Origin of the sequence: Streptomyces sp. NPDC053750, from assembly GCF_044544295.1 — a bacterium.
GTDB lineage: Bacteria > Actinomycetota > Actinomycetes > Streptomycetales > Streptomycetaceae > Streptomyces.
In genome coordinates this window covers 380,548-399,921 of record NZ_JBITXB010000007.1, presented here as the reverse complement: position 1 = coordinate 399,921, position 19,374 = coordinate 380,548, and the positions used below count along the sequence as shown (strand labels likewise).

Annotated in this window: 16 protein-coding genes and 1 riboswitch; of the genes, 8 read left to right on the top strand and 8 right to left on the bottom strand. The window is 71.2% G+C overall.

All coding sequences use genetic code 11. From position 1 onward, the window contains the following. Positions 1-92: 92 nt before the first annotated feature. Entirely contained in the window at positions 93-2,588 is a 2,496-nt protein-coding gene (pcrA, locus tag ACIGO6_RS22555; RefSeq protein WP_399878826.1) for a DNA helicase PcrA, read from the bottom strand. 231 nt (positions 2,589-2,819) lie between these two features. Next, positions 2,820-2,999, top strand: a riboswitch (cyclic di-AMP (ydaO/yuaA leader). A 7-nt stretch (positions 3,000-3,006) separates the two neighbouring features. Between pcrA and ACIGO6_RS22550 the strand changes: the two genes are divergently transcribed. Together ACIGO6_RS22550 and ACIGO6_RS22545 are read left to right on the top strand one after the other, a co-directional pair. After that, positions 3,007-4,200 carry an NlpC/P60 family protein gene (locus tag ACIGO6_RS22550; RefSeq protein ID WP_399878824.1) on the top strand — a complete coding sequence of 398 codons (1,194 nt, stop codon included), beginning with the start codon at positions 3,007-3,009 and terminating at the stop codon, positions 4,198-4,200. A gap of 27 nt (positions 4,201-4,227) precedes the next feature. Beyond that, positions 4,228-5,247, top strand: coding sequence for a tellurite resistance/C4-dicarboxylate transporter family protein (locus tag ACIGO6_RS22545; protein WP_399878822.1), 1,020 nt, complete (start codon positions 4,228-4,230; stop codon positions 5,245-5,247). Here ACIGO6_RS22545 and ACIGO6_RS22540 read toward each other — a convergent pair. Continuing rightward, positions 5,225-5,578 carry a hypothetical protein gene (locus ACIGO6_RS22540; protein ID WP_399878820.1) on the bottom strand — a complete coding sequence of 118 codons (354 nt, stop codon included), beginning with the start codon at positions 5,576-5,578 and terminating at the stop codon, positions 5,225-5,227. The two genes, ACIGO6_RS22545 and ACIGO6_RS22540, sit on opposite strands and share 23 nt — an antisense overlap. 324 nt (positions 5,579-5,902) lie before the next feature. On the opposite strand from ACIGO6_RS22540, the gene ACIGO6_RS22535 reads away from it, so the two are divergent. Both ACIGO6_RS22535 and ACIGO6_RS22530 read left to right on the top strand, forming a co-directional pair. Beyond that, a complete protein-coding gene (locus tag ACIGO6_RS22535) occupies positions 5,903-6,958 on the top strand; it encodes an NlpC/P60 family protein (protein ID WP_399878818.1) in 1,056 nt (351 codons plus the stop codon). A gap of 282 nt (positions 6,959-7,240) precedes the next feature. After that, on the top strand, positions 7,241-8,803 hold the full coding sequence (locus tag ACIGO6_RS22530) for a polysaccharide lyase family 1 protein (protein WP_399878816.1): 1,563 nt from the start codon (positions 7,241-7,243) through the stop codon (positions 8,801-8,803). Between the two features lie 112 nt (positions 8,804-8,915). On the opposite strand, the gene ACIGO6_RS22525 is transcribed toward ACIGO6_RS22530, so the two are convergent. Both ACIGO6_RS22525 and ACIGO6_RS22520 read right to left on the bottom strand, forming a co-directional pair. Further along, entirely contained in the window at positions 8,916-9,665 is a 750-nt protein-coding gene (locus tag ACIGO6_RS22525; protein WP_399878814.1) for a LuxR C-terminal-related transcriptional regulator, read from the bottom strand. Further along, a complete protein-coding gene (locus ACIGO6_RS22520; protein ID WP_399878812.1) occupies positions 9,662-10,954 on the bottom strand; it encodes a PspC domain-containing protein in 1,293 nt (430 codons plus the stop codon). Before ACIGO6_RS22520 ends, ACIGO6_RS22525 begins: the two co-directional genes overlap by 4 nt. Before the next feature lie 180 nt (positions 10,955-11,134). Between ACIGO6_RS22520 and ACIGO6_RS22515 the strand changes: the two genes are divergently transcribed. Both ACIGO6_RS22515 and ACIGO6_RS22510 read left to right on the top strand, forming a co-directional pair. Next, entirely contained in the window at positions 11,135-12,583 is a 1,449-nt protein-coding gene (locus ACIGO6_RS22515) for a PspC domain-containing protein (protein WP_399878811.1), read from the top strand. Further along, positions 12,570-12,812, top strand: coding sequence for a hypothetical protein (locus ACIGO6_RS22510; protein ID WP_399878809.1), 243 nt, complete (start codon positions 12,570-12,572; stop codon positions 12,810-12,812). The genes ACIGO6_RS22515 and ACIGO6_RS22510 overlap by 14 nt, the downstream gene beginning before the upstream one ends. Before the next feature lie 128 nt (positions 12,813-12,940). On the opposite strand, the gene ACIGO6_RS22505 is transcribed toward ACIGO6_RS22510, so the two are convergent. Then, a complete protein-coding gene (locus tag ACIGO6_RS22505; RefSeq protein WP_399878807.1) occupies positions 12,941-13,471 on the bottom strand; it encodes a DoxX family membrane protein in 531 nt (176 codons plus the stop codon). 190 nt (positions 13,472-13,661) lie between these two features. Beyond that, positions 13,662-14,957, bottom strand: coding sequence for a hypothetical protein (locus tag ACIGO6_RS22500; protein WP_399878805.1), 1,296 nt, complete (start codon positions 14,955-14,957; stop codon positions 13,662-13,664). Between the two features lie 263 nt (positions 14,958-15,220). Between ACIGO6_RS22500 and ACIGO6_RS22495 the strand changes: the two genes are divergently transcribed. Next, positions 15,221-16,141 carry a DUF4429 domain-containing protein gene (locus tag ACIGO6_RS22495; RefSeq protein WP_399878803.1) on the top strand — a complete coding sequence of 307 codons (921 nt, stop codon included), beginning with the start codon at positions 15,221-15,223 and terminating at the stop codon, positions 16,139-16,141. A 118-nt stretch (positions 16,142-16,259) separates the two neighbouring features. Here the strand turns inward: ACIGO6_RS22495 and ACIGO6_RS22490 are convergent, their stop codons facing one another. Next, positions 16,260-17,063, bottom strand: coding sequence for a class II aldolase/adducin family protein (locus ACIGO6_RS22490; protein WP_399878801.1), 804 nt, complete (start codon positions 17,061-17,063; stop codon positions 16,260-16,262). Between the two features lie 169 nt (positions 17,064-17,232). On the opposite strand from ACIGO6_RS22490, the gene ACIGO6_RS22485 reads away from it, so the two are divergent. Beyond that, positions 17,233-17,706, top strand: coding sequence for a pyridoxamine 5'-phosphate oxidase family protein (locus tag ACIGO6_RS22485; RefSeq protein ID WP_399878799.1), 474 nt, complete (start codon positions 17,233-17,235; stop codon positions 17,704-17,706). Between the two features lie 9 nt (positions 17,707-17,715). Here the strand turns inward: ACIGO6_RS22485 and guaA are convergent, their stop codons facing one another. Continuing rightward, positions 17,716-19,296 (bottom strand): glutamine-hydrolyzing GMP synthase, encoded by a 1,581-nt coding sequence (gene guaA / locus ACIGO6_RS22480; protein WP_399878797.1) that lies wholly within the window; start codon positions 19,294-19,296, stop codon positions 17,716-17,718. Positions 19,297-19,374 lie beyond the last annotated feature (78 nt).

The window sequence follows — 19,374 nt, the reverse complement described above, 5'->3', positions numbered from 1 at the left end:
GCCGTTCACACCCCACCAGGCCGGACCGGTCCGAACCGGGCAGCGGCCCGGGCCCGAGCAACCGCCCGGGCCCTCACCACACCCTCAGACGCTCAGAGCTTCTCCACCGGCGCGTACCGCAGCAGCAGCCGCTTCGGCTTGGCGTCCCCGAAGTCGATCGTCGCCTCGGCGTTCGACCCGGTGCCCTTCATCCCGACCACCGTGCCGAGCCCGAACTGGTCGTGCGTGACGCGGTCGCCGACCACCAGCGACACCGTCGCCTGCTCGGCGGAGGCGGAGGACGACCGGCGCGTGGCGAAGCCGGACGCGCCCGACGCCGACGAGCGGGACCGGGACGACGACAGCGAGGCGGCCACCGCCGAGACCGGCGCGGAGGACGCGGGTCCGTTGGCCCCGGTGCGCTTCCACTCCAGGTGGGGCGCCGGGATCTCCTCCAGGAAGCGCGAGGGCGGGTTGTACGACGGCTGCCCCCAGGCGCTGCGCAGCGTGGACCGGGTCAGGTAGAGCCGCTCCCGTGCACGCGTGATGCCGACGTACGCCAGGCGCCGCTCCTCCTCCAACTCCTTGGCCTGGCCGAGGGCGCGCATGTGCGGGAAGACGCCGTCCTCCATGCCGGTGAGGAAGACGACCGGGAACTCCAGGCCCTTGGCGGTGTGCAGGGTCATCAGGGTGACGACGCCGTCGCCGTCCTCCTCGTCGGGGATCTGGTCGGAGTCCGCGACCAGCGCGACCTTCTCCAGGAAGTCGGCCAGGGTCCCGGCCTCCTCGCCCTCGGCCCGCTCCTGCTCGAACTCCAGGGCGACGGCGGCGAGTTCCTGGAGGTTCTCGATGCGGGTCTCGTCCTGCGGGTCGGTGGAGGCCTGCAACTCGGCGAGGTAGCCGGTGCGTTCCAGGATCGCCTCCAGCACGGTCGCCGGTCCGGCGCCGGACTCGACGATGGTGCGGAGGTCCTCCATGAGCGTGTTGAACCGCTTGACGGCGTTGGCGGAGCGCGCGGCCATGCCGTACGCCTCGTCGACGCGTCGCAGCGCCTGCGCGAAGCCGATCTTCTCGCGCTGGGCGAGGGCGTCGATCATCGCCTCGGCGCGGTCGCCGATGCCCCGCTTGGGCACGTTGAGGATCCGCCGCAGCGGCACCGTGTCCTCCGGGTTGGCCAGCACCCGCAGGTAGGCCAGGACGTCCCGGACCTCCTTGCGCTCGTAGAAGCGGACGCCGCCGACGACCTTGTAGGGCAGGCCGACGCGGATGAAGACCTCTTCGAAGACACGGGACTGCGCGTTGGTGCGGTAGAAGACGGCGACATCGCCGGCCTTCGCCTCGCCCGCGTCCGTGAGGCGGTCTATCTCGTCGGCGACGAACTGCGCCTCGTCGTGCTCGGTGTCGGCGACGTACCCGGTGATCTGCGAGCCGGCGCCCTGGTTGGTCCACAGGTTCTTGGGGCGGCGGGACTCATTGCGCTCGATGACCGCGTTGGCGGCGCTGAGGATGGTCTGCGTGGAGCGGTAGTTCTGCTCCAGGAGGATCGTCGTGGCGTCCGGGTAGTCCTCCTCGAACTGGAGGATGTTGCGGATGGTGGCGCCGCGGAAGGCGTAGATCGACTGGTCGGCGTCGCCCACCACGCACAGCTCGGCGGGCGGCACCTCGGCCTCGGGCGGCACGTCGACGGGGTGCTCGGAGGGGGTGCCGACCAGCTCGCGGACCAGGGCGTACTGGGCGTGGTTGGTGTCCTGGTACTCGTCGACCAGGACGTGCCGGAAGCGGCGGTGGTAGTGCTCGGCGACGTCCGGGAAGGCGCGGAGCAGGTTGACCGTGGTCATGATCAGGTCGTCGAAGTCGAGGGCGTTCGCCTCGCGCAGCCGCGACTGGTACATGGCGTAGGCCTGGGCGAGGGTCTTCTCGAAGCCGTCGGCGGCCTGGGCGGCGAAGTCCTCCTCGTCGATCAGCTCGTTCTTCAGGTTGCTGATCTTCGCGCTGAAGGACTTCGGCGGGAAGCGCTTGGGGTCGAGGTCCAGGTCGCGGCAGACGAGCGCCATCAGGCGCTTGGAGTCGGCGGCGTCGTAGATCGAGAAGGACGAAGTGAAGCCGAGCCTCTTCGACTCGCGGCGCAGGATGCGGACGCACGCGCTGTGGAAGGTCATGACCCACATCGCGTTCGCCCGCGGGCCGACGAGCTGCTCGACGCGCTCCTTCATCTCGCCCGCGGCCTTGTTGGTGAAGGTGATCGCGAGGATCTGGCCCGGGTGGACGCCCCGCTCGGCCAGCAGGTGGGCGATGCGGTGGGTGAGCACGCGGGTCTTCCCGGAGCCCGCTCCGGCCACGATGAGCAGGGGGGAGCCGGAGTGCACGACGGCGGCGCGCTGGTTCTCGTTCAGCCCCTCCAGCAGCGCGGCCGGGTCCAGGGCGGGGCGCGGGGCGCCGTCCCGGTAGTGGGTGTCCCGGTCCGGCGGCACGTCGAACTTCCCGCCGAACAGATCGTGCGGAACCGGCTCCGGTCCGTGATCGTCCTCGGGCGGCGGCGGGGGTTCCTCCTCGTGACCGCGGGGGGTCTGGAGGCTCGCCAGGAAGCTGTCGTCAAAGAGGCTGCTCATCGCTCTCCGAGTCTAGGGCGCCCCACCGACAACCGGTTCCCGCCCCGGAAAATGACCGGAGAGCCGCCACCGGGCACGCCCCGCTACCGGCCCCACCACGAAGAGTGACGCCCGCACCAAAGGTCACGAAAATGTATCGGGCATATCACCCATCAACCTTCACAGCCGCCACACGAGTTGGCTACGGTGCGGGCAGGCCGCACGACCCCCTCCGGCGAACGTCGCCGGGCCGCGCGGCCTCCGCCGAGTCCGGCGTGCCCGCACGGCGCCCGGAGCCGGGGACCCAACCGAGAACCTTGGGGTGAATCGGCCGCACCGCCCCCGCCGGGACGGACCGCCGTAGGGCAACCCTTCCAGAACCACTCCGCCCGAACCCGACAGCTAACCCGGTAGGCGGAGCACGGAAGGAGTCGCCTCCTTGGCGTCGCACCGCAAGTCGCGCCCCACCGGTACACGTGTCGCAGGCATACGGACCCCCGCCCTCGCCACGGCGGCCCTCACCTCCGTCGCCCTGCTCTCCCAGACGGCCAACGCCGCGCCGTCGGACGACGACAGGCCGAGCCTCGAAGAGGTCGAGAAGAAGGTCGACGACCTCTACCGCCAGGCAGGATCGGCGACCGAGAAGTACAACGCGGCCAAGGAGAAGACCTCCAAGCAGCGCAAGAAGGTCGACACCCTCCTCGACGACGTCGCCCAGCGCACCCAGAAGCTCAACGAGGCGCGCGAGGAGCTCGGGTCCTACGCCTCCGCGCAGTACCGCACCGGCAGTCTGGTCCCGGAGACCGCGACCTTCCTCCTCGCGGACTCGCCGCAGGAGTACTTCGACCAGACCCGGCTGATGAGCCGGCTCACCGGCCGCCAGAAGGACGCGGTCGACGACTACGTCACACAGCAGTCCGAGACGATGAAGAAGCGCCGGGAGGCCACCGAGAGCCTCGAGACGCTCACCGAGTCGCAGAACGACCTCAAGACGGCCAAGGCCACCGTCCAGAAGAAGCTCGCCACCGCGCGCGAGCTGCTCTCGGAGCTGACCGCCGAGGAGAAGGCCCGGCTCGCGGCGATCGAGAGGAAGAAGCAGGAGGAGGCCGCCCGCAAGGCCGCGGAGCTCGCGCAGCAGCAGGCCGAGGAGCGCAAGCGCCAGGAACAGGCAGAGGCGGAGGCACAGGAACAGGAGCAGGCCGCCCAGGACGGAAACACCGGCTCCGGTTCATCGGGCTCCTCCGGCTCGGACTCCGCCTCGGACTCCTCCACCGGCACCAAGGCCGAGAAGGCGCTCGCCTTCGCCCGCGCCCAGATCGGCAAGCCGTACGTCTGGGGCGCCACCGGCCCCGGCTCCTACGACTGCTCCGGGCTCACCCAGGCCGCCTGGAAGGCCGCGGGCGTGACGCTGCCGCGCACCACCTACGACCAGGTCGACGCCGGCACGACGGTCCCGGTCTCCCAGGCCCAACCCGGTGACCTGGTGTTCTTCTACGACGACCTCAGCCACGTCGGCCTCTACATCGGCAACGGCATGATGATCCACGCCCCGAAGCCGGGCGCGTACGTGCGCGAGGAATCGATCTTCTACGACGGCGAGTCGTCGATCCACAGCGTGGTGCGCCCGGCCTGACCGGCGTGGCTCTCTAGCATCGGGGCCATGTCATCCGGCACCTCTCCCCATCCCCACCACCTGCGCGCCTGGTGGGCGCAGCGTCCGCCGGCGGCCGGGGCCGCGGTGATGGCGACCGCCATCGTGTCGGTCGGCCTGCACCTGACGGGCCACGAGATCCTGTCCCGGATCGCCCTGCTCCTGGCCTGCGCCGCCTGGCTGACCCTGGCGGCGAACTTCGTCTACCTGCTGCTGGCCGAGCGCGTGCAGTGGGTGACGCGGGCGGGGACGCCGGGCGCGCTGACCGCCATCGCCGCGACGACCGTGCTGGGCACCCGCTTCTCCCTGCTCGGCTGGTGGCTCCTGGCGGCGGCGCTGCTGGCGCTGGCCGCACTGCTGTGGCCGGGGCTGCTCCTGCTGGTCGTACGGCACTGGGGGCGCCGGATGCCCGGGGCGGTGTTCCTGGGCTGCGTGGCCACGGAAGGGCTCGCGGTGCTCGGCGCCACGCTGTCCGCGGCCACCTCGACGGCGTGGCTGGCGCACGCGTCCCTGGTGCCGTTCTGGCTGGGCATCGTGCTCTACCTGATCGCGCTGTTCCGTTTCGATCTGCGGCAGGTGGCCCGGGGCAGCGGGGACCACTGGGTGGCGGGCGGCGCGCTCGCCATCTCGGCGCTCGCCGGCGCCAAACTGCTCGCGGCGGCCGGGACGGGCATGTACCTGTGGAACGCCGACGACCACGCCGTCCTGCACGACGTCACCGTCTTCCTGCTCGCCCTCGACCTCGCCTGGTACGTCGTACTCCTCGCCGGCGAGATCGTGTGGCCGCGGATCCGCTACGACGTGCGCCGCTGGTCGACCGTCTTCCCGCTCGGCATGACGGCGGCGGCGACCCTGTCCGTCGCCGCCGTCGTCGACGCCCCGTGGCTGGACGCGCCCGGTCGGGCGCTGGTGTGGATCGCGGTCGCGGCGTGGCTGGCGGTCGCCGCCGGGGCAGTCGTCTCGGCCCGGACCGAGCTGCGGTCCGCGGGTGCGGACGCCGGGACGGTCAGGTCCACAGCACCGCGATGAAGATGTTCGCCACGGTCAGCAGGCCCACCAGGCCGAACAGCGGCTTCTCCACCTTCTCGTCGTCGCGCTTCACGTAGACCAGACCGAGGATCACGATCAGCACGGCCAGCTTCACGCCGATCTTGATGTTGTCGACGGCGTGGTCCTCGGCCTGGTTGAGGCCGACCAGGACCACTCCGGTGACCAGCATCGTCAGCGCGCCGTGCAGCATCGCCGGGGTGAAACGGGCCGCGCCCTGGCCCATCGCCTTCATCTGGGTCAGGAAGCCCCCGAGGAGTGCCGCGATGCCGATGATGTGCAGACCGACGAAGAGGTGGATGAGTACGTCCATGAGGCCGGAGCCTAATCAGCGGCCGGGCACCCTCCGACACCGGCCCGCCCGGCACGAAGAGCCCCGGACGCGTACGGACCCGCACATGTGCTCCATAGCACCCTACTGTCTCCCTACGCCCCCGATTCGGCACATCGGTCATCACCCTGCGTGAAGACGACGGTCACGAGCGGATCCCGCGGTCACGTACGGTCACCTCTCGCTCCGGTACCGCCAGTTCCGCGCATTCCGTCACCGGCTCGTTACCCGCGCGCCTAGCGTCCTGCGGCAGGCGACCGGCACGAGCAGCGACCGGCGAGTCGTACGGAAGGACGTGGATCCCTGGTGGCAGCACACCGCAGGCCACGACAGCGCCCGGCGGGCGGCGGGGCGGCCCGTACCGCCGCCACGATCACCCTCGCGGGCGCGGCCACCGCGACCGGCCTGGGCGGCGGCACCGGACACGCCGACCCGGAGCCGACAGCGGGTCAGGTCAGGGCCAGGGTGGCCAAGCTCTACCAGGAGGCGGAGGTCGCCACGGAGAAGTACAACGGCGCCAAGGAGAGGGCGGACGCCACCGAACAGCGTCTGGAGAACCTGCGGGACGAGGCGGCCCGCAAGCAGGAGCGTCTGAACTCGGCGCGGGAGGCCCTGGGTTCGGTCGCGGCGGCGCAGTACCGCGGCGGCGGCCTCGATCCGGCCCTGCAACTCGTCCTCTCCTCCGACCCTGACCGCTATCTCGACGACGCCGCGTTCGTCGAGCGGGCGGGCAGCCGACAGACGGCCGCCGTGCGCCGGGTACGGAGCGAGCTGCGGGAGATCGAGCAGCTGCGCGGCGCCGCGCGCGTCGAACTGTCCTCGCTGAAGTCGCGGCGGGCCGAGCTGAAGCGCCACCGCGAGACCGTCACCGGCAAGCTGGAGACGGCCCGCCGGCTGCTGTCCCGGCTGACGGACGAGGAGCGCGCACGCATCGGCGGCGGCACGGGTGAGCACGCCTCCCGCTCCTCGGCAGACGCCCGGAAGGGCCTGTCCGCCTCGGCGCAGGCGCCCAACTCCCGGGCCGCGGCGGCCGTCGCGTACGCGTACCAGAAGCTGGGCAGCCCCTATGTGTGGGGCGCGACCGGCCCGGACGCCTTCGACTGCTCGGGCCTCGTCCAGGCCGCCTATCGCGCCGCCGGCGTCTCGCTCCCCCGCACGACCTACGCCCAGATCGACGCGGGCCGCCGCGTCACACGCGCGGAACTCGCCCCCGGCGACCTGGTCTTCTTCTACTCCGGCATCAGTCACGTCGGCATCTACGTCGGCAACGGCCGGATGATCCACGCCCCGAACCCGTCGGCGCCGGTCCGCGTCGCCCCGCTCGACGAGATGCCGTTCGCGGGGGCCACGCGAGTGGCGTGACGCGCGTTCACAGATGCGTACGGCGTCCACATTTACGCATCAACGCTTGCGCAAGCTCTTGCCACCTCTGGGTACCCATCCTATTCTCCCCTGCACAGAAAGCGCTTACCCGCTTGTCATGCCTAGTTCATCCAGGGCAGGCGTTACACCGTCCCATCCGAGCTTGTGAACGAAAAGGGTCGCGCAGCGACTGCCTGACCCAGGGCGGCAACCTCGACGGCCCGCCGAACGACAACACCATGCGGCACCCGCCGCCACACAAAGACGAAAGGCGAGGCGAACATGAGACGACCAGTCGCCATACGGCTCTCGGCCGCACTGGGCACGCTTGCCCTGGCAACCGCCACCGGCGCGTTCCTGACCTCACCCGAGGCCTCGGCCGCGGCCAGTGGCGCCACCGGATACGCGACCCAGAACGGCGGGACCACCGGCGGCTCGGGCGGTCAGACCGTCCGCGCCACCACCGGCACCGCGATCCACCAGGCCCTGTGCAGCCGGGCCGACAGCAGCACCCCGATCATCATCGAGGTCGAGGGCACCATCAACCACGGCAACACCAGCAAGGTGTCCGGCGACAGCTGCAGCACCGCGGCCGGTGTGATCGAGCTCAAGCAGATCAGCAACGTCACCATCGTCGGCGTCGGCAACGGCGCGGTCTTCGACCAACTCGGCATCCACATCCGCGAGTCCAGCAACATCATCATCCAGAACGTGACGGTCCGGAACGTCAAGAAGTCCGGCTCCCCCACCTCCAACGGCGGTGACGCCATCGGCATGGAGAGCGACGTCCGCAATGTGTGGGTCGACCACACCACCCTGGAGGCGTCCGGCGGGGAGTCGGAGGGCTACGACGGCCTCTTCGACATGAAGGACAACACCCAGTACGTGACCCTGTCCTACAGCACGCTGCGCAACTCCGGCCGCGGCGGCCTCATCGGGTCCAGCGAGAGCGACGTGTCGAACGGCTACGTCACCTTCCACCACAACCTGTACGAGAACATCGACTCCCGCGCCCCCCTGCTGCGCGGCGGGATCGCCCACATGTACAACAACCACTACAAGAGCCTGAACGAGTCCGGCATCAACTCCCGGGCGGGCGCCAAGGCCAAGGTGGACAACAACTACTTCGAGGACTCCAAGGACGTCCTCGGCACCTTCTACACCGACCAGGCCGGCAGCTGGCAGGTCAGCGGCAACATCTTCGACAACGTGACCTGGTCCGAGCGCGAGGGCGACAACAACCCCGCCGGACCGAACCCGCAGTCCAACACCACCGTGAGCATCCCCTACGCCTACGCCCTCGACGACGCCGCCTGCGTGCCGGAGGTCGTGAGCGCGACGGCGGGAGCCAACAAGGGCCTGCGGGTGTCCGACGGCAACTGCTCGGCCGAGAGCCCGGACCCGACGCCGGACCCCACCGACCCCACGCCCGACCCCACGGACCCGACGCCGGACCCCACCGACCCCACGCAGCCCAGCGGGACCAACCTCAGCCTCGGAGCCGGCGCCGACGGCTCCTCCAAGGCGAGCGGGACGAGCTACGGCAACGTGCGCGACGGTGACCTGAACACCTACTGGTCGCCCAACGGCACGACCGGCTCCGTCTCCGTCAAGTGGGGCTCGGCCACGTCGGTCTCCAAGATCAACATCAGGGAGGCCTCGGGCAGCGCGGGCACCATCGGCTCCTGGCGGGTCGTCAACGCCGACACCGGCGCCACGCTGACCTCGGGCAGCGGTGCGGGGGTCATCTCCTTCCCCGCGACCTCACTGAAGAAGGTCACCTTCGAGATCACCAGCGCGAACGGCACCCCGAGGGTCGCCGAGTTCGAGACCTACGCCGGCTGAGCCGACCTACGATGCCGCGAACGCCCGTCGGCCGGAACCCGGTCGGCGGGCCGTCGCGGTCCCTGGAATGCACGCCTCTCGAGAGGCGTCCGCTCGCCTCACCCGCCGGCCGTCACACCAGCCGCCGGGCCGTCGCCCACCGCGTCAGCTCGTGACGGTTGGACAGCTGGAGCTTGCGCAGGACCGCCGAGACGTGGGACTCGACCGTCTTCACCGAGATGTACAGCTGCTTGGCGATCTCCTTGTACGCGTAGCCGCGGGCGATCAGGCGCAGTACCTCGCGCTCGCGCTGGGTGAGGCGGTCGAGGTCCTCGTCGACCGGCGGGGCGTCGGTGGAGGCGAAGGCGTCGAGGACGAAGCCGGCCAGGCGGGGGGAGAAGACGGCGTCACCCTCCTGGACGCGGAAGACGGAGTCGACGAGGTCGGTACCTGTGATCGTCTTGGTCACGTAGCCGCGGGCGCCGCCGCGGATCACGCCGATCACGTCCTCCGCCGCGTCCGAGACGGACAGGGCGAGGAAGCGGACGGGCTGCTCGGCGTCGCTCATCAGGGGCGCGCAACGGCGCAGCACTTCGACGCCGCCGCCACCGGGGAGGTGGACGTCGAGGAGCACCACCTCGGGCCGGGTCGCGGTGATCACCGTGACGGCCTGGTCGACGTCGGCGGCCTCACCGACGACCTCGACGCCGGTCTGCGCGGTCTGTCCTATCTCGGCCTGGACGCCGGTGCGGAACATGCGGTGGTCGTCGACGAGCACCACGCGCACATGACGCTCCCCCGCGCCGCCGTTCGCCGGCTGGGCGGGCTCGGCCGCCTCGCCCGCTCCCGCCGCCGTTCCGTTCGCCTCGGTCGGGTCGCTCATGACGTCTTCTCCGCCCTCTCCATCTCCAGCTCGACCTCCGTGCCGCCGTCCGGCACCGCGCGCAGCCGCGCCGTGCCGCCGTTGCGCTCCATGCGGCCGATGATCGATTCTCTGACGCCCATGCGGTCGGCGGGTATCGAGTCGAGGTCGAAGCCGGGGCCGCGGTCCCGGACGGACACGAAGACCGTCCTGCCCTCGACCTCTGCGTAGACCTGCACCGCCCCGCCCTCGCCACCGTACTTGGCGGCATTCACCATAGCTTCGCGTGCGGCCTGCATCTGTGCGCCGATCTTCTCGTCGAGGGGACAGTCGCCGACGACCACGACCTCTATGGGGACGCCGTGCTTGTCCTCCACCTCGGCGGCATTGCGCTTCACGGCCTCGGCGAGGGTGGTGGGCTCGTCGTCCTCGTCCTTGCCGTTGCCCTCCGGCTTGTAGAGCCAGGCGCGCAGGTCGCGCTCCTGGGCCCGGGCCAGGCGGCGCACCTCGCCCGCGTTCTCCGCGTTGCGCTGGATCAGGGTCAGGGTGTGCAGCACCGAGTCGTGCACATGGGCGGCGACCTCGGCGCGCTCCTGGGCACGGATGCGCATCAGCCGCTCCTCGGAGAGGTCCTGTGTCATCCGCACCAGGTAGGGGCCGGCGAGAAGCGTGATCCCCACGAGGACGGCGAGGGCCGCCTGAAGGATGGAGCCGAGGTGGGCGGCGGAGCCCTGGAGGACGAAGATGCCGGTGACACCGGCCGTCACCAGCAGGACACCGGCCACCGAACGCAGCAGGGTGACGGTGCGCCGGTGGCGTCCGACCTCGGCCCAGCGGGCCCGGCGGGCGTTGTCCGCCTGGCGCCAGACGAGGGCGACGCCGGCGCCGACGAGCACGGTCGGCCACAGGTACGCCTTCGCTCCGCCACCGAGATCGACGTTGCCCACGAAGACCAGGGCCACGACGACCATGAGGAGCAGGGCGACGATCTGGCCCTTGTCCGGTTTGCGGGCGACGAGTCTGCGGCGGCCGTCCGGCGAGGTCTCGGCGGTGACGAGGGACGGCGGCTTCTGCGCGTCGACGCCGCCGACGCCCAGCGGTACGAAGAACCAGAAGGCCGCGTACAGCAGCGCACCCAGTCCGTCGGCCATGAACAGGCCGACGAAGACGAGCCGCACCCAGATGACGGGCAGCCCGAGATGCCCGGCGAGCCCTCGCGCCACGCCACCGAGCCAGCGTCCGTCGCTGCTGCGGTAGAGCTTGCGCGGCGGCCTCGGTTCGACCAGGGGTGCTGCTGCGGCTTCCGGCATGACACCGATGTTCACACGATCGCGGGAGCGCGAGCATCAGGGTCGGTCCCCGAGACTCCCCTGATCTTCGGGCCGCGGGTCCTTCGAACGCTCCCCCGGCGTCGCGTCAGGGCCGATATCAGGGTCCGACCAGGGTCGTACCGGCTGCCGTCGTGGCGTCGCGCCCGTCACCATGGACTCATGACAGATCACGAGCACGCCGCGACGGGTCCGGGACCCGGCTCCGGCCCGCGCGCACCGCTGGGTGCCGGGCCGCAGGATGCCGTGCCCGCCGCGGATGCCGCGAAGGCCGGGGGCTCCCCGCATGCCGGGGGTGCCACGACCGACGCGGGCGACCCGGCCGGCACCGATGCCCCCGGTCCGCCCCACAGGTTCCGGAGGGACCGGCGCCACAAGACGCTCGCCGGGGTGTGCTCCGGCCTCGGGCTGCAGTGCGACATGGACCCGGTGATCTTCCGGATCACGCTCGCGGTGCTCTCCGCGACCGGCGGCATAGGCCTCATCTTCTACGGCTTCGCCTGGCTCTTCGTCTCGTACGACGACGAGGAGGAGAACGAGGTGCGCAAGCTGCTGACCGGCCGGGTCGACGGCCAGGCGCTGGCGGCCGTGCTGTTCGCGCTGGTCGGCTGCGGGGTCTTCCTGACCATGCTGAACAACGGCGGAGTGCTGACCTTCGGCGTCGTCCTCTCCCTCCTTCTCGCGGGCGCCGGGTACTGGTCGCAGCAGCGCGGGACCACCGGCCCCGACCCGCTCGCCGCCCAGGCCGCCGCCGACGCTCCACCGGAGGCCCAGGCACCCCCGGCCGCGGTCACGATGCCCTCCTGGTGGCGCGACCCCATAGTCAAGGACGGCACCCACGTCGGGGGGACGGGATATCTGTGGGGGCCGAAGGACCCCCACGACCGTGACATCGACGCGGCCATCAGCATCGGGCGCGGAATCCGCGGCGGCTCGCGCGCCGCTGCGGGCGACCGGCACTACCGGCCGCAGCCCCGCGGTCCTCGCGGAATCGGCGGCTGGGTCTTCCTCCTCGCGTTGCTCGCGGGTTTCCTCGGCACCCGGCTGACCTGGGACGAGCAGCCGCTCGGGACCAGCCTGCAGACCGGCCTGGCCTGCGCGCTCGCCGTCTTCGGCCTCGGCATCGCCGTCAGCGCCTTCCTGGGGCGCACGGGAGCCGGTTCGATCTTCCTGGCGATCATCACGGCCGGCCTGCTCGCCGGCTCGGCCGCCTTGCCCAAGGACGTCGGCACCGACTGGGTCAGCACCACCTGGCGGCCCACGACGGTGGCCGAGGTGCGCGAGCAGTACGACGTCGGGGCCGGCTCCGGCACCCTTGATCTGACCCGGCTGGAGCTGACCGACGGCCAGTCGGTGACCACCCGGGCCGACGTGGGCATGGGCCGAATACGGGTCGTCGTGCCGCAGGACGTGACGGTGCGGCTGAGCGTCGAGGTGGGCGTGGGCGACATCCAGCTTCCCGGCGACGACGCGAAGGACGTGGACGTGGCCCCCGGCAAGCACAGGGAGATCACTCTGGCCCCCACCACGGGCGGCAAGAACGCCGGCACGGTCGACCTCGACCTCCAGGTCGGCGTCGGACAGGCGGAGGTGACCCGTGCTGCGTCATAGCTTCCAACCCGGGCGACTGGTCGCCGGCGTCTTCCTGATCCTTGCGGGCGTCATCTATGCGGGTGATGCGGGCGGCCTCTGGGACACACCGTGGTTCGTGATGATCCCTGTCGTCATGGGCGGTCTCTGTACCGCAGGAGCGGTCGGGGTCGTGACCCGGGACATACGCCGACGCCGCGGGGCGCTCCGCGCGAACGACAACGGTCCCCGAGCGGGCCTCCCCGACTGAGCCCCCTGAGGACTGAGCCCGGCTCAGGGCTGAGCGCCCCTTCAGGACCGAGCCCCTTCAGCGGCCCGTCCCCGCAGCACACCGCCCCGCAACGAGCAGCAGCCCGACAACGCCCCCGGCGACGAAAGCTACCGGTACCCGCCCGCCCCGCGTCGGCGTCGGGCACGCAGTGCGGCGTCCATGGACAGGAGCGGGGCGCCCGCGAGGACGAGAGGAGTCCAGGCCATGAGATAGGCGAGGTCATTGCCGTAGTAGTACGGGTCGGAGGCCCAGCTGACGGTCAGCCACAGGCTGAGCGAGATCAGCGCGCCACCGAGTGCCGCCAGACGAGTCAGCAGCCCGAGCAGGGTGCCGATGCCGACGGCCAGCTCGCCCAGGGCGATGGCGTAGCCGAAGCCCGGCGGGTTCTCCAGGGCCAGGTCGACCAGGGAGGGGATGGCCGCGGAGTCGCGGACGGTGCGCATCATGTCGCCGACGGAGCCGGCGCCCGCGTCCTTCATGAAGGCGCTGTCGGTGAGTTTGTCCAGGCCCGCGTAGATGAAGGTGACGCCCAGGAAGATGCGTAGGGGTAGGAGTGCGTACCGGGTGGCGTTGTCACGCCAGTCCCGGCCACCGTTGAGATGGGAGGTGTGCGTGTCCGTGTGCATGCCGTGAGTCATCACTGCCAGCCGCCCTTCGCCCGCGCATGCCGAGACCCCCTCACGAGACCATACGTACGACGCGGAGGCCTCGCTCAACCCTCCTGCGACCGGTTTCTTCCTGTCGGTTTCGACAGTTTGGCGGTCACGGACGGGCCCAGAGGGGCACCAGGGGGGCAAAAGACGACCATCAGGGACCATCTGAGGGGCATCAGTCGGTCACGTCGATGGCGTACCGGTTGGTCTCCACGCCCGCACTCGTGATCACCTGGACGTCCACCCGGCCCGGTTCCACGTCCGCCGGTACGGGGACCGTCAGCCGGTCGTCCGTGGGGTTGCTGAATCCGCCCGTCACCGGGACCAGGGGTACGTGGACGTTGACCGCGCCGATACGGACGACCATGCGGGAGAGACGGTCCGCGCGCTGGGCTCCGGGTGGGACGAAGCCGGCGCCCCGGATCTCGATGTCGTCGCCGGTGCGGACCGGCGCGTCCAGGTCACCGGCCTCCCGTGCCCGGACCACGGAGAGGATCACGGGCCGACCGCCCTCCGCATACTTGCCGGCCAGGTAGGTCGCCGCCGACACCAGCACCACGACGGCCAGGCCCCAGGGCAGGTCGGGCAGTTGTTCGGGCCGCCGGGCGAGCCGTACCGCCGCGAACACCAGGGCGACGGTGCTGATCACCACGTACTGGATGTCGGCGAAGGTGCCACGCCCCGCGTCGTCCGTCAGCAGGTCGGCCGCGCGCGGCCGGTCCGCCCGTACCTTCTGCAGCCGCTGTCCCAGCACCCGCAGCCCGACCACCCGCCGCACCAGGACCGCGATCCCGCACACCACCGCGAGTACGGTCACCGCTCCGGCGCCGCGGGCGAGTTCGAGCCCGGAGATCAGCGCGTCGCGGCGGCCGTGCCCGGAGGCCACCGCCAGCTGCCCGACCAGGACCAGCACCGCGTAGGCGACGAAGAGCACCCAGGCTGCGGCCACCGCCCGGGAGGTGGACAGGCGGTTGTCCTCACCGATGACCGGGGCCAGCGCGCCGCCCCGGGTCCGGTGGAACCACGACGCGGCCGTCAGGGCACCGGCCACGACCAGTGCCGCCGCGAGCCCGGCGGTGCGTGCCGCCGTCCAGCCGGCACCGATGGCGGTGAGCGACTGCCCGAGCAGCAGCAGTACGACCCCCGCCCACACGACGGCGGCCGTGCGGCGCCCCAGGCCCGCGAGCCACGCCTCGCCCTCGGCGCGGCCGCGTTCGGCGACGAGTTCCGCGGACTGGGTCAGCTCCTCCGAGACCCACTGCCGGGAGGCGGAGGCCGAGTGGGCCACCGCGGCCGGCAGGCCCTGTCCGGCCGCGAACTCGTCCCGCCGCAGCAGGAACGCGGCGACCGCACGCCGGTGCCCCTCACGGGCGCCGTGCGGGCAGTCCCCGCAGGTGCAACCGCCCCCGTGCGCCACCTCGTACGCGCCCTTGTCCGAGCCGCTCCCACGTCTCGCCTCCTGCACCGCCACGCCCGACGCCCGCCTTCCCGAACCCCTGTCAGAACCTTGCGAAGAACCCAGCCACAACAGCCGCCACGACACCCGCGGCAACAGTTGCCACGACACCCGCGGCAGCAGTTGTGGCACCGCCTGCGGCGACAGCCCTAAGTCCCGTGGAACGACAGCGAATTGTGCCGTACAGCACCCCCTGCGCGCCCGGCGCCCCCGGTCCTGTCTGCTCAGCGCGGGTGACGCGCGGACCGCCGTGTTGACCCGGCTGCGAGAATTCCGTTATGGCCGAGATCATCCAGCGCGACGGGACCTGGGCGTTCGACGGCAGCACGGTCCGGATCACTCCGGGTCTGCACCGCTCGGTGCCGCTGTTCCGGCAGACGTACGGAGAGGTCTCGGTGCCGTTGGAGGCCGTCGCGGGCATCGTCTTCGAGCCGGAACGCAGACGCGGGCGGCTGCGTCTGCGGCTGCGCGAGGGAGCCGACCCGCTCCTCCAGGCGACCGGCGGCCGGTTGCCGGAGGCGGCGGACCCGTACCGGCTGGCGGTGACGCTCGACCGCTGCGGGGTCGCCGAGTACGTCGCCGAGGAGATCCGCCGCGCGCTGCTGCTCGACCGGATCCCCAGCGAGCCGACCAAGGCGTACCTGCTGCCCGGGCCGCCGGTGCCGGTGTCGGTGCGTTCCTCGGACGGCACGGTCTCCTTCGACGGCACGCAGGTGCGGATCGACTGGGCCGACACGTCCGACCGGGTCAAGCGGGCCACCGGCCCGCGGATCATCGCCGTCGGCGATCTGACGCAGGTCGAGTGGCTGCCGAACACCGGGTCCGCGGACGGATTCCTGCGGTTCGTGACCCGGGAGACGGTGTTCGCCAAGCTGCCGCCGGAGAAGGACCCGTACGCCCTGGACCTGTGGGGCAGCGCCCGCCGTGATCTGCTCACCGCGCTGATCGCCACCGCCGTCACCGCGCGGCTGCCGCATCCCTCGACCCGCACGGACGAGGCGTACGCCGGTCAGGGGACGTCGGACCCGGGCCTCGAGGGCGGGGCCCGGCGCCGGCTCTCGGGTGCCGTACCGCCCGCGTCCGACCATCACGACGTCCTGCTGCGCCGGCTGCGCGAGTTGGGCGAGCTGCACCGCAGCGGCGTGCTCACCGACGAGGAGTTCACGATGACGAAGACGGCCGTACTGCGGTGCTTCTGAAACTTCCGGTCCCCTCGGTCCAACAGGTCGGTCCAACAGGTCGGTCCAACAGGTCGGTCCAACAGGTCGGTCCAACAGGTCGGTCCAACAGGTCGGTCCAACAGGTCGGTCCAGCAGGTCAGTCCAGCAGGTCCGGCTCGCTCCGGGTGATCTCCTGCCACAGTGGCTGGTAGTTGATCCACGCCACCAGGTCGCCGCCGAGCTGCTCCCGGGTCGCCTCCGCCTGACGGTGGTCGATGAGCACCGGCCGGCCTGCGGCCCTCGCCATCAGCTGCACCTGGCAGGACCGCTCCAGCGACATGAACCACCAGGCCGCCGCGTCCACCGAGTCGCCGACGGTCAGCAGCCCGTGGTTGCGCAGCACGAGCGCCTTGCCGGACCCGAGCACCTCCGCGATGCGCCGCCCCTCCTCGATGTCGACGGCGACGCCGGAGTAGGAGTCGTACAGGGCGTGGTCCTCGTAGAAGGCGCAGCTTTCCTGGGTGATGGGGTCCAGGAGGTCGCCGAGTGCCGAGAGGGCGCGCCCGTGCACCGAGTGGCAGTGGGCGACCGCGACGACGTCCGGGCGGGCGGCGTGCACCTGGGCGTGCACGGTGAAGGCTGCCTGGTTGACGTGGTAGCGGCCCTCCACCACCTGGCCCTCGGAGTTGGCCAGCACCAGGTCGCTCACGGTGATGTGCCGGAACGGCATGCCGAACGGATTGACCCAGAAGCAGTCGCTGAACTCGGGGTCGCGGGCCGTGATGTGCCCGGAGACGCCGTCCTCGAACCCGTACCGTCCGAAGAGCCGTAGCGCGCCCGCGAGCCGTTCCTTGCGGTGCCGGCGCTCGTCCTCGACCGAGTCGTGCATCGGCGGCATCGCGAACCGCAACTGGTCGGTGGGCAGCGGCGGGGGCGGAGTGGCCCCGGACGTCCCGTGCATGTGTCCTCAGTCCTCCGGCACTGGATTGCGTGACGATGCGGAAGTTACCGTCGGTCAGCCCTGGGGGACAGAACCCTTCGGCAAAGGGACACGCCTTGCGCGCCACGAAGAACGGACACGCCACGAATACCGGACAGAAGCTGTCGGGTATCGCCGCCACACTGTCCGTATGACAGCGAACTGGGCCTCCCTCGCCGCCGCCGAACCCGAACTGGCCGCCACCGTCGAGGCGCGCTTCGGCGCGTACACGCACCACACGCTCGCGACCCTGCGCAAGGACGGCTCGCCCCGCACCACCGGCCTGGAGGTGCGTTTCCTGGACGGAGAGCTGTGGCTCGGCATGATGCCGGGTTCGCTCAAGGCCCTCGACCTGCGCCGCGACCCGCGCTTCGCGCTCCAGGCGAACCCCGGCGACGGCACCGGCATGGGCGGCGGGGACGTACGGATCAGCGGACGGGCGGTCGAGGTCGAGGACGGGGCGACGAAGGCGGCGTACGTGAAGGAGGTGGAACCGCCGGAGCCGTTCCACCTCTTCCGCACCGAGCTGACGGAGGTCGTGCGGACCTACGTCGAGGACGACGCGTATCTCGTCGTCCAGGTCTGGAAGCCCGGAGAGCCGGTGCGCACTCTCAAGCGGGCCTGAGCCCGGGGCTCACTCCCACTCGATCGTGCCCGGCGGCTTCGACGTCACGTCGAGGACGACCCGGTTGACCTCCGCGACCTCGTTGGTGATCCGGGTGGAGATCTTGCCGAGGACCTCGTACGGCAGCCGCGACCAGTCGGCGGTCATCGCGTCCTCGGAGGAGACGGGCCGCAGCACGATCGGGTGGCCGTAGGTGCGGCCGTCGCCCTGGACGCCGACCGAGCGGACGTCGGCGAGCAGCACCACGGGGCACTGCCAGATGTCGCGGTCGAGACCGGCCGCGGTCAGCTCCTCGCGGGCGATGGCGTCGGCCTCACGGAGCAGGTCCAGGCGCTCCTTGGTGACCTCGCCGACGATACGGATGCCGAGACCGGGGCCCGGGAAGGGCTGGCGCTGGACGATCTCGTCCGGCAGGCCGAGCTCCTGGCCGACCATCCGGACCTCGTCCTTGAACAGCTTGCGCAGCGGCTCGATGAGCTTGAACTCGAGGTCCTCGGGGAGCCCGCCGACATTGTGGTGCGACTTGATGTTGGCGGTGCCGGTGCCGCCGCCGGACTCGACGACGTCCGGGTAGAGGGTGCCCTGGACCAGGAACTCCACGGCCGGGCCCTGGTCGGCGATGATCTCGGCCTGGGCCTGCTCGAAGACGCGGATGAACTCGCGGCCGATGATCTTCCGCTTCTCCTCGGGGTCGGAGACCCCGGCCAGCGCCTTCAGGAACCGCTCGCTGGCGTCCACGACCTTCAGCTGTACGCCGGTCGCGGCGACGAAGTCCTTCTCGACCTGCTCGGTCTCGCCCTTGCGCATCAGGCCGTGGTCGACGTAGACGCAGGTCAGCTGGGAGCCGATGGCCTTCTGGACGAGGGCGGCGGCGACGGCGGAGTCCACGCCGCCGGACAGGCCGCAGATGGCGCGCTTGTCGCCGACCTGCTCGCGGATGGCCGCGACCTGCTCCTCGATGACATTGCCCGTGGTCCAGTCGGGGGTCAGGCCCGCGCCGCGGTACAGGAAGTGCTCCAGCACCTGCTGACCGTGCGTGGAGTGCATCACCTCGGGGTGGTACTGGACGCCGTAGAGCTTCTTCTCGTCGTTCTCGAAGGCTGCGACCGGGACGACGTCCGTGGAGCCGGTGACGGTGAAGCCCTCGGGGGCGGCGGAGCAGGCGTCGCCGTGCGACATCCAGACGTCCTGCTCGGCCGGGGTGCCCTCGAAGAGGGTGGAGGAGGTCTTGGAGACGTGCAGATCCGTACGGCCGTACTCACGGGCGCCGGAGTTGTCGACGGTGCCGCCGAGGGTCTGCGCCATCAGCTGGAAGCCGTAGCACATGCCGAAGACGGGGACGCCGGCCTCGAACAGGGAGCGGTCGAGGGTCGGGGCGCCCGGCTCGTACACCGACGAGGGGCCGCCGGAGAGGATGATGGCCGCCGGGTTCTTGGCGAGCATCTCGTCGACCGGCATGGAGCTCGGCACGATCTCGCTGTAGACCCGCGCCTCGCGGACACGACGGGCGATGAGCTGGGCGTACTGCGCGCCGAAGTCGACGACCAGGACGGTGTCGGGGGCGGCGGCAGCGGGAGTCGCTGATGACACGGGGTGCCTTCCGGCGGTCGGGCGGGGGTCTTGTGCTCCCGATTCTACCGAGGTGGGCGGGTGACCCGGCCCGCCCGT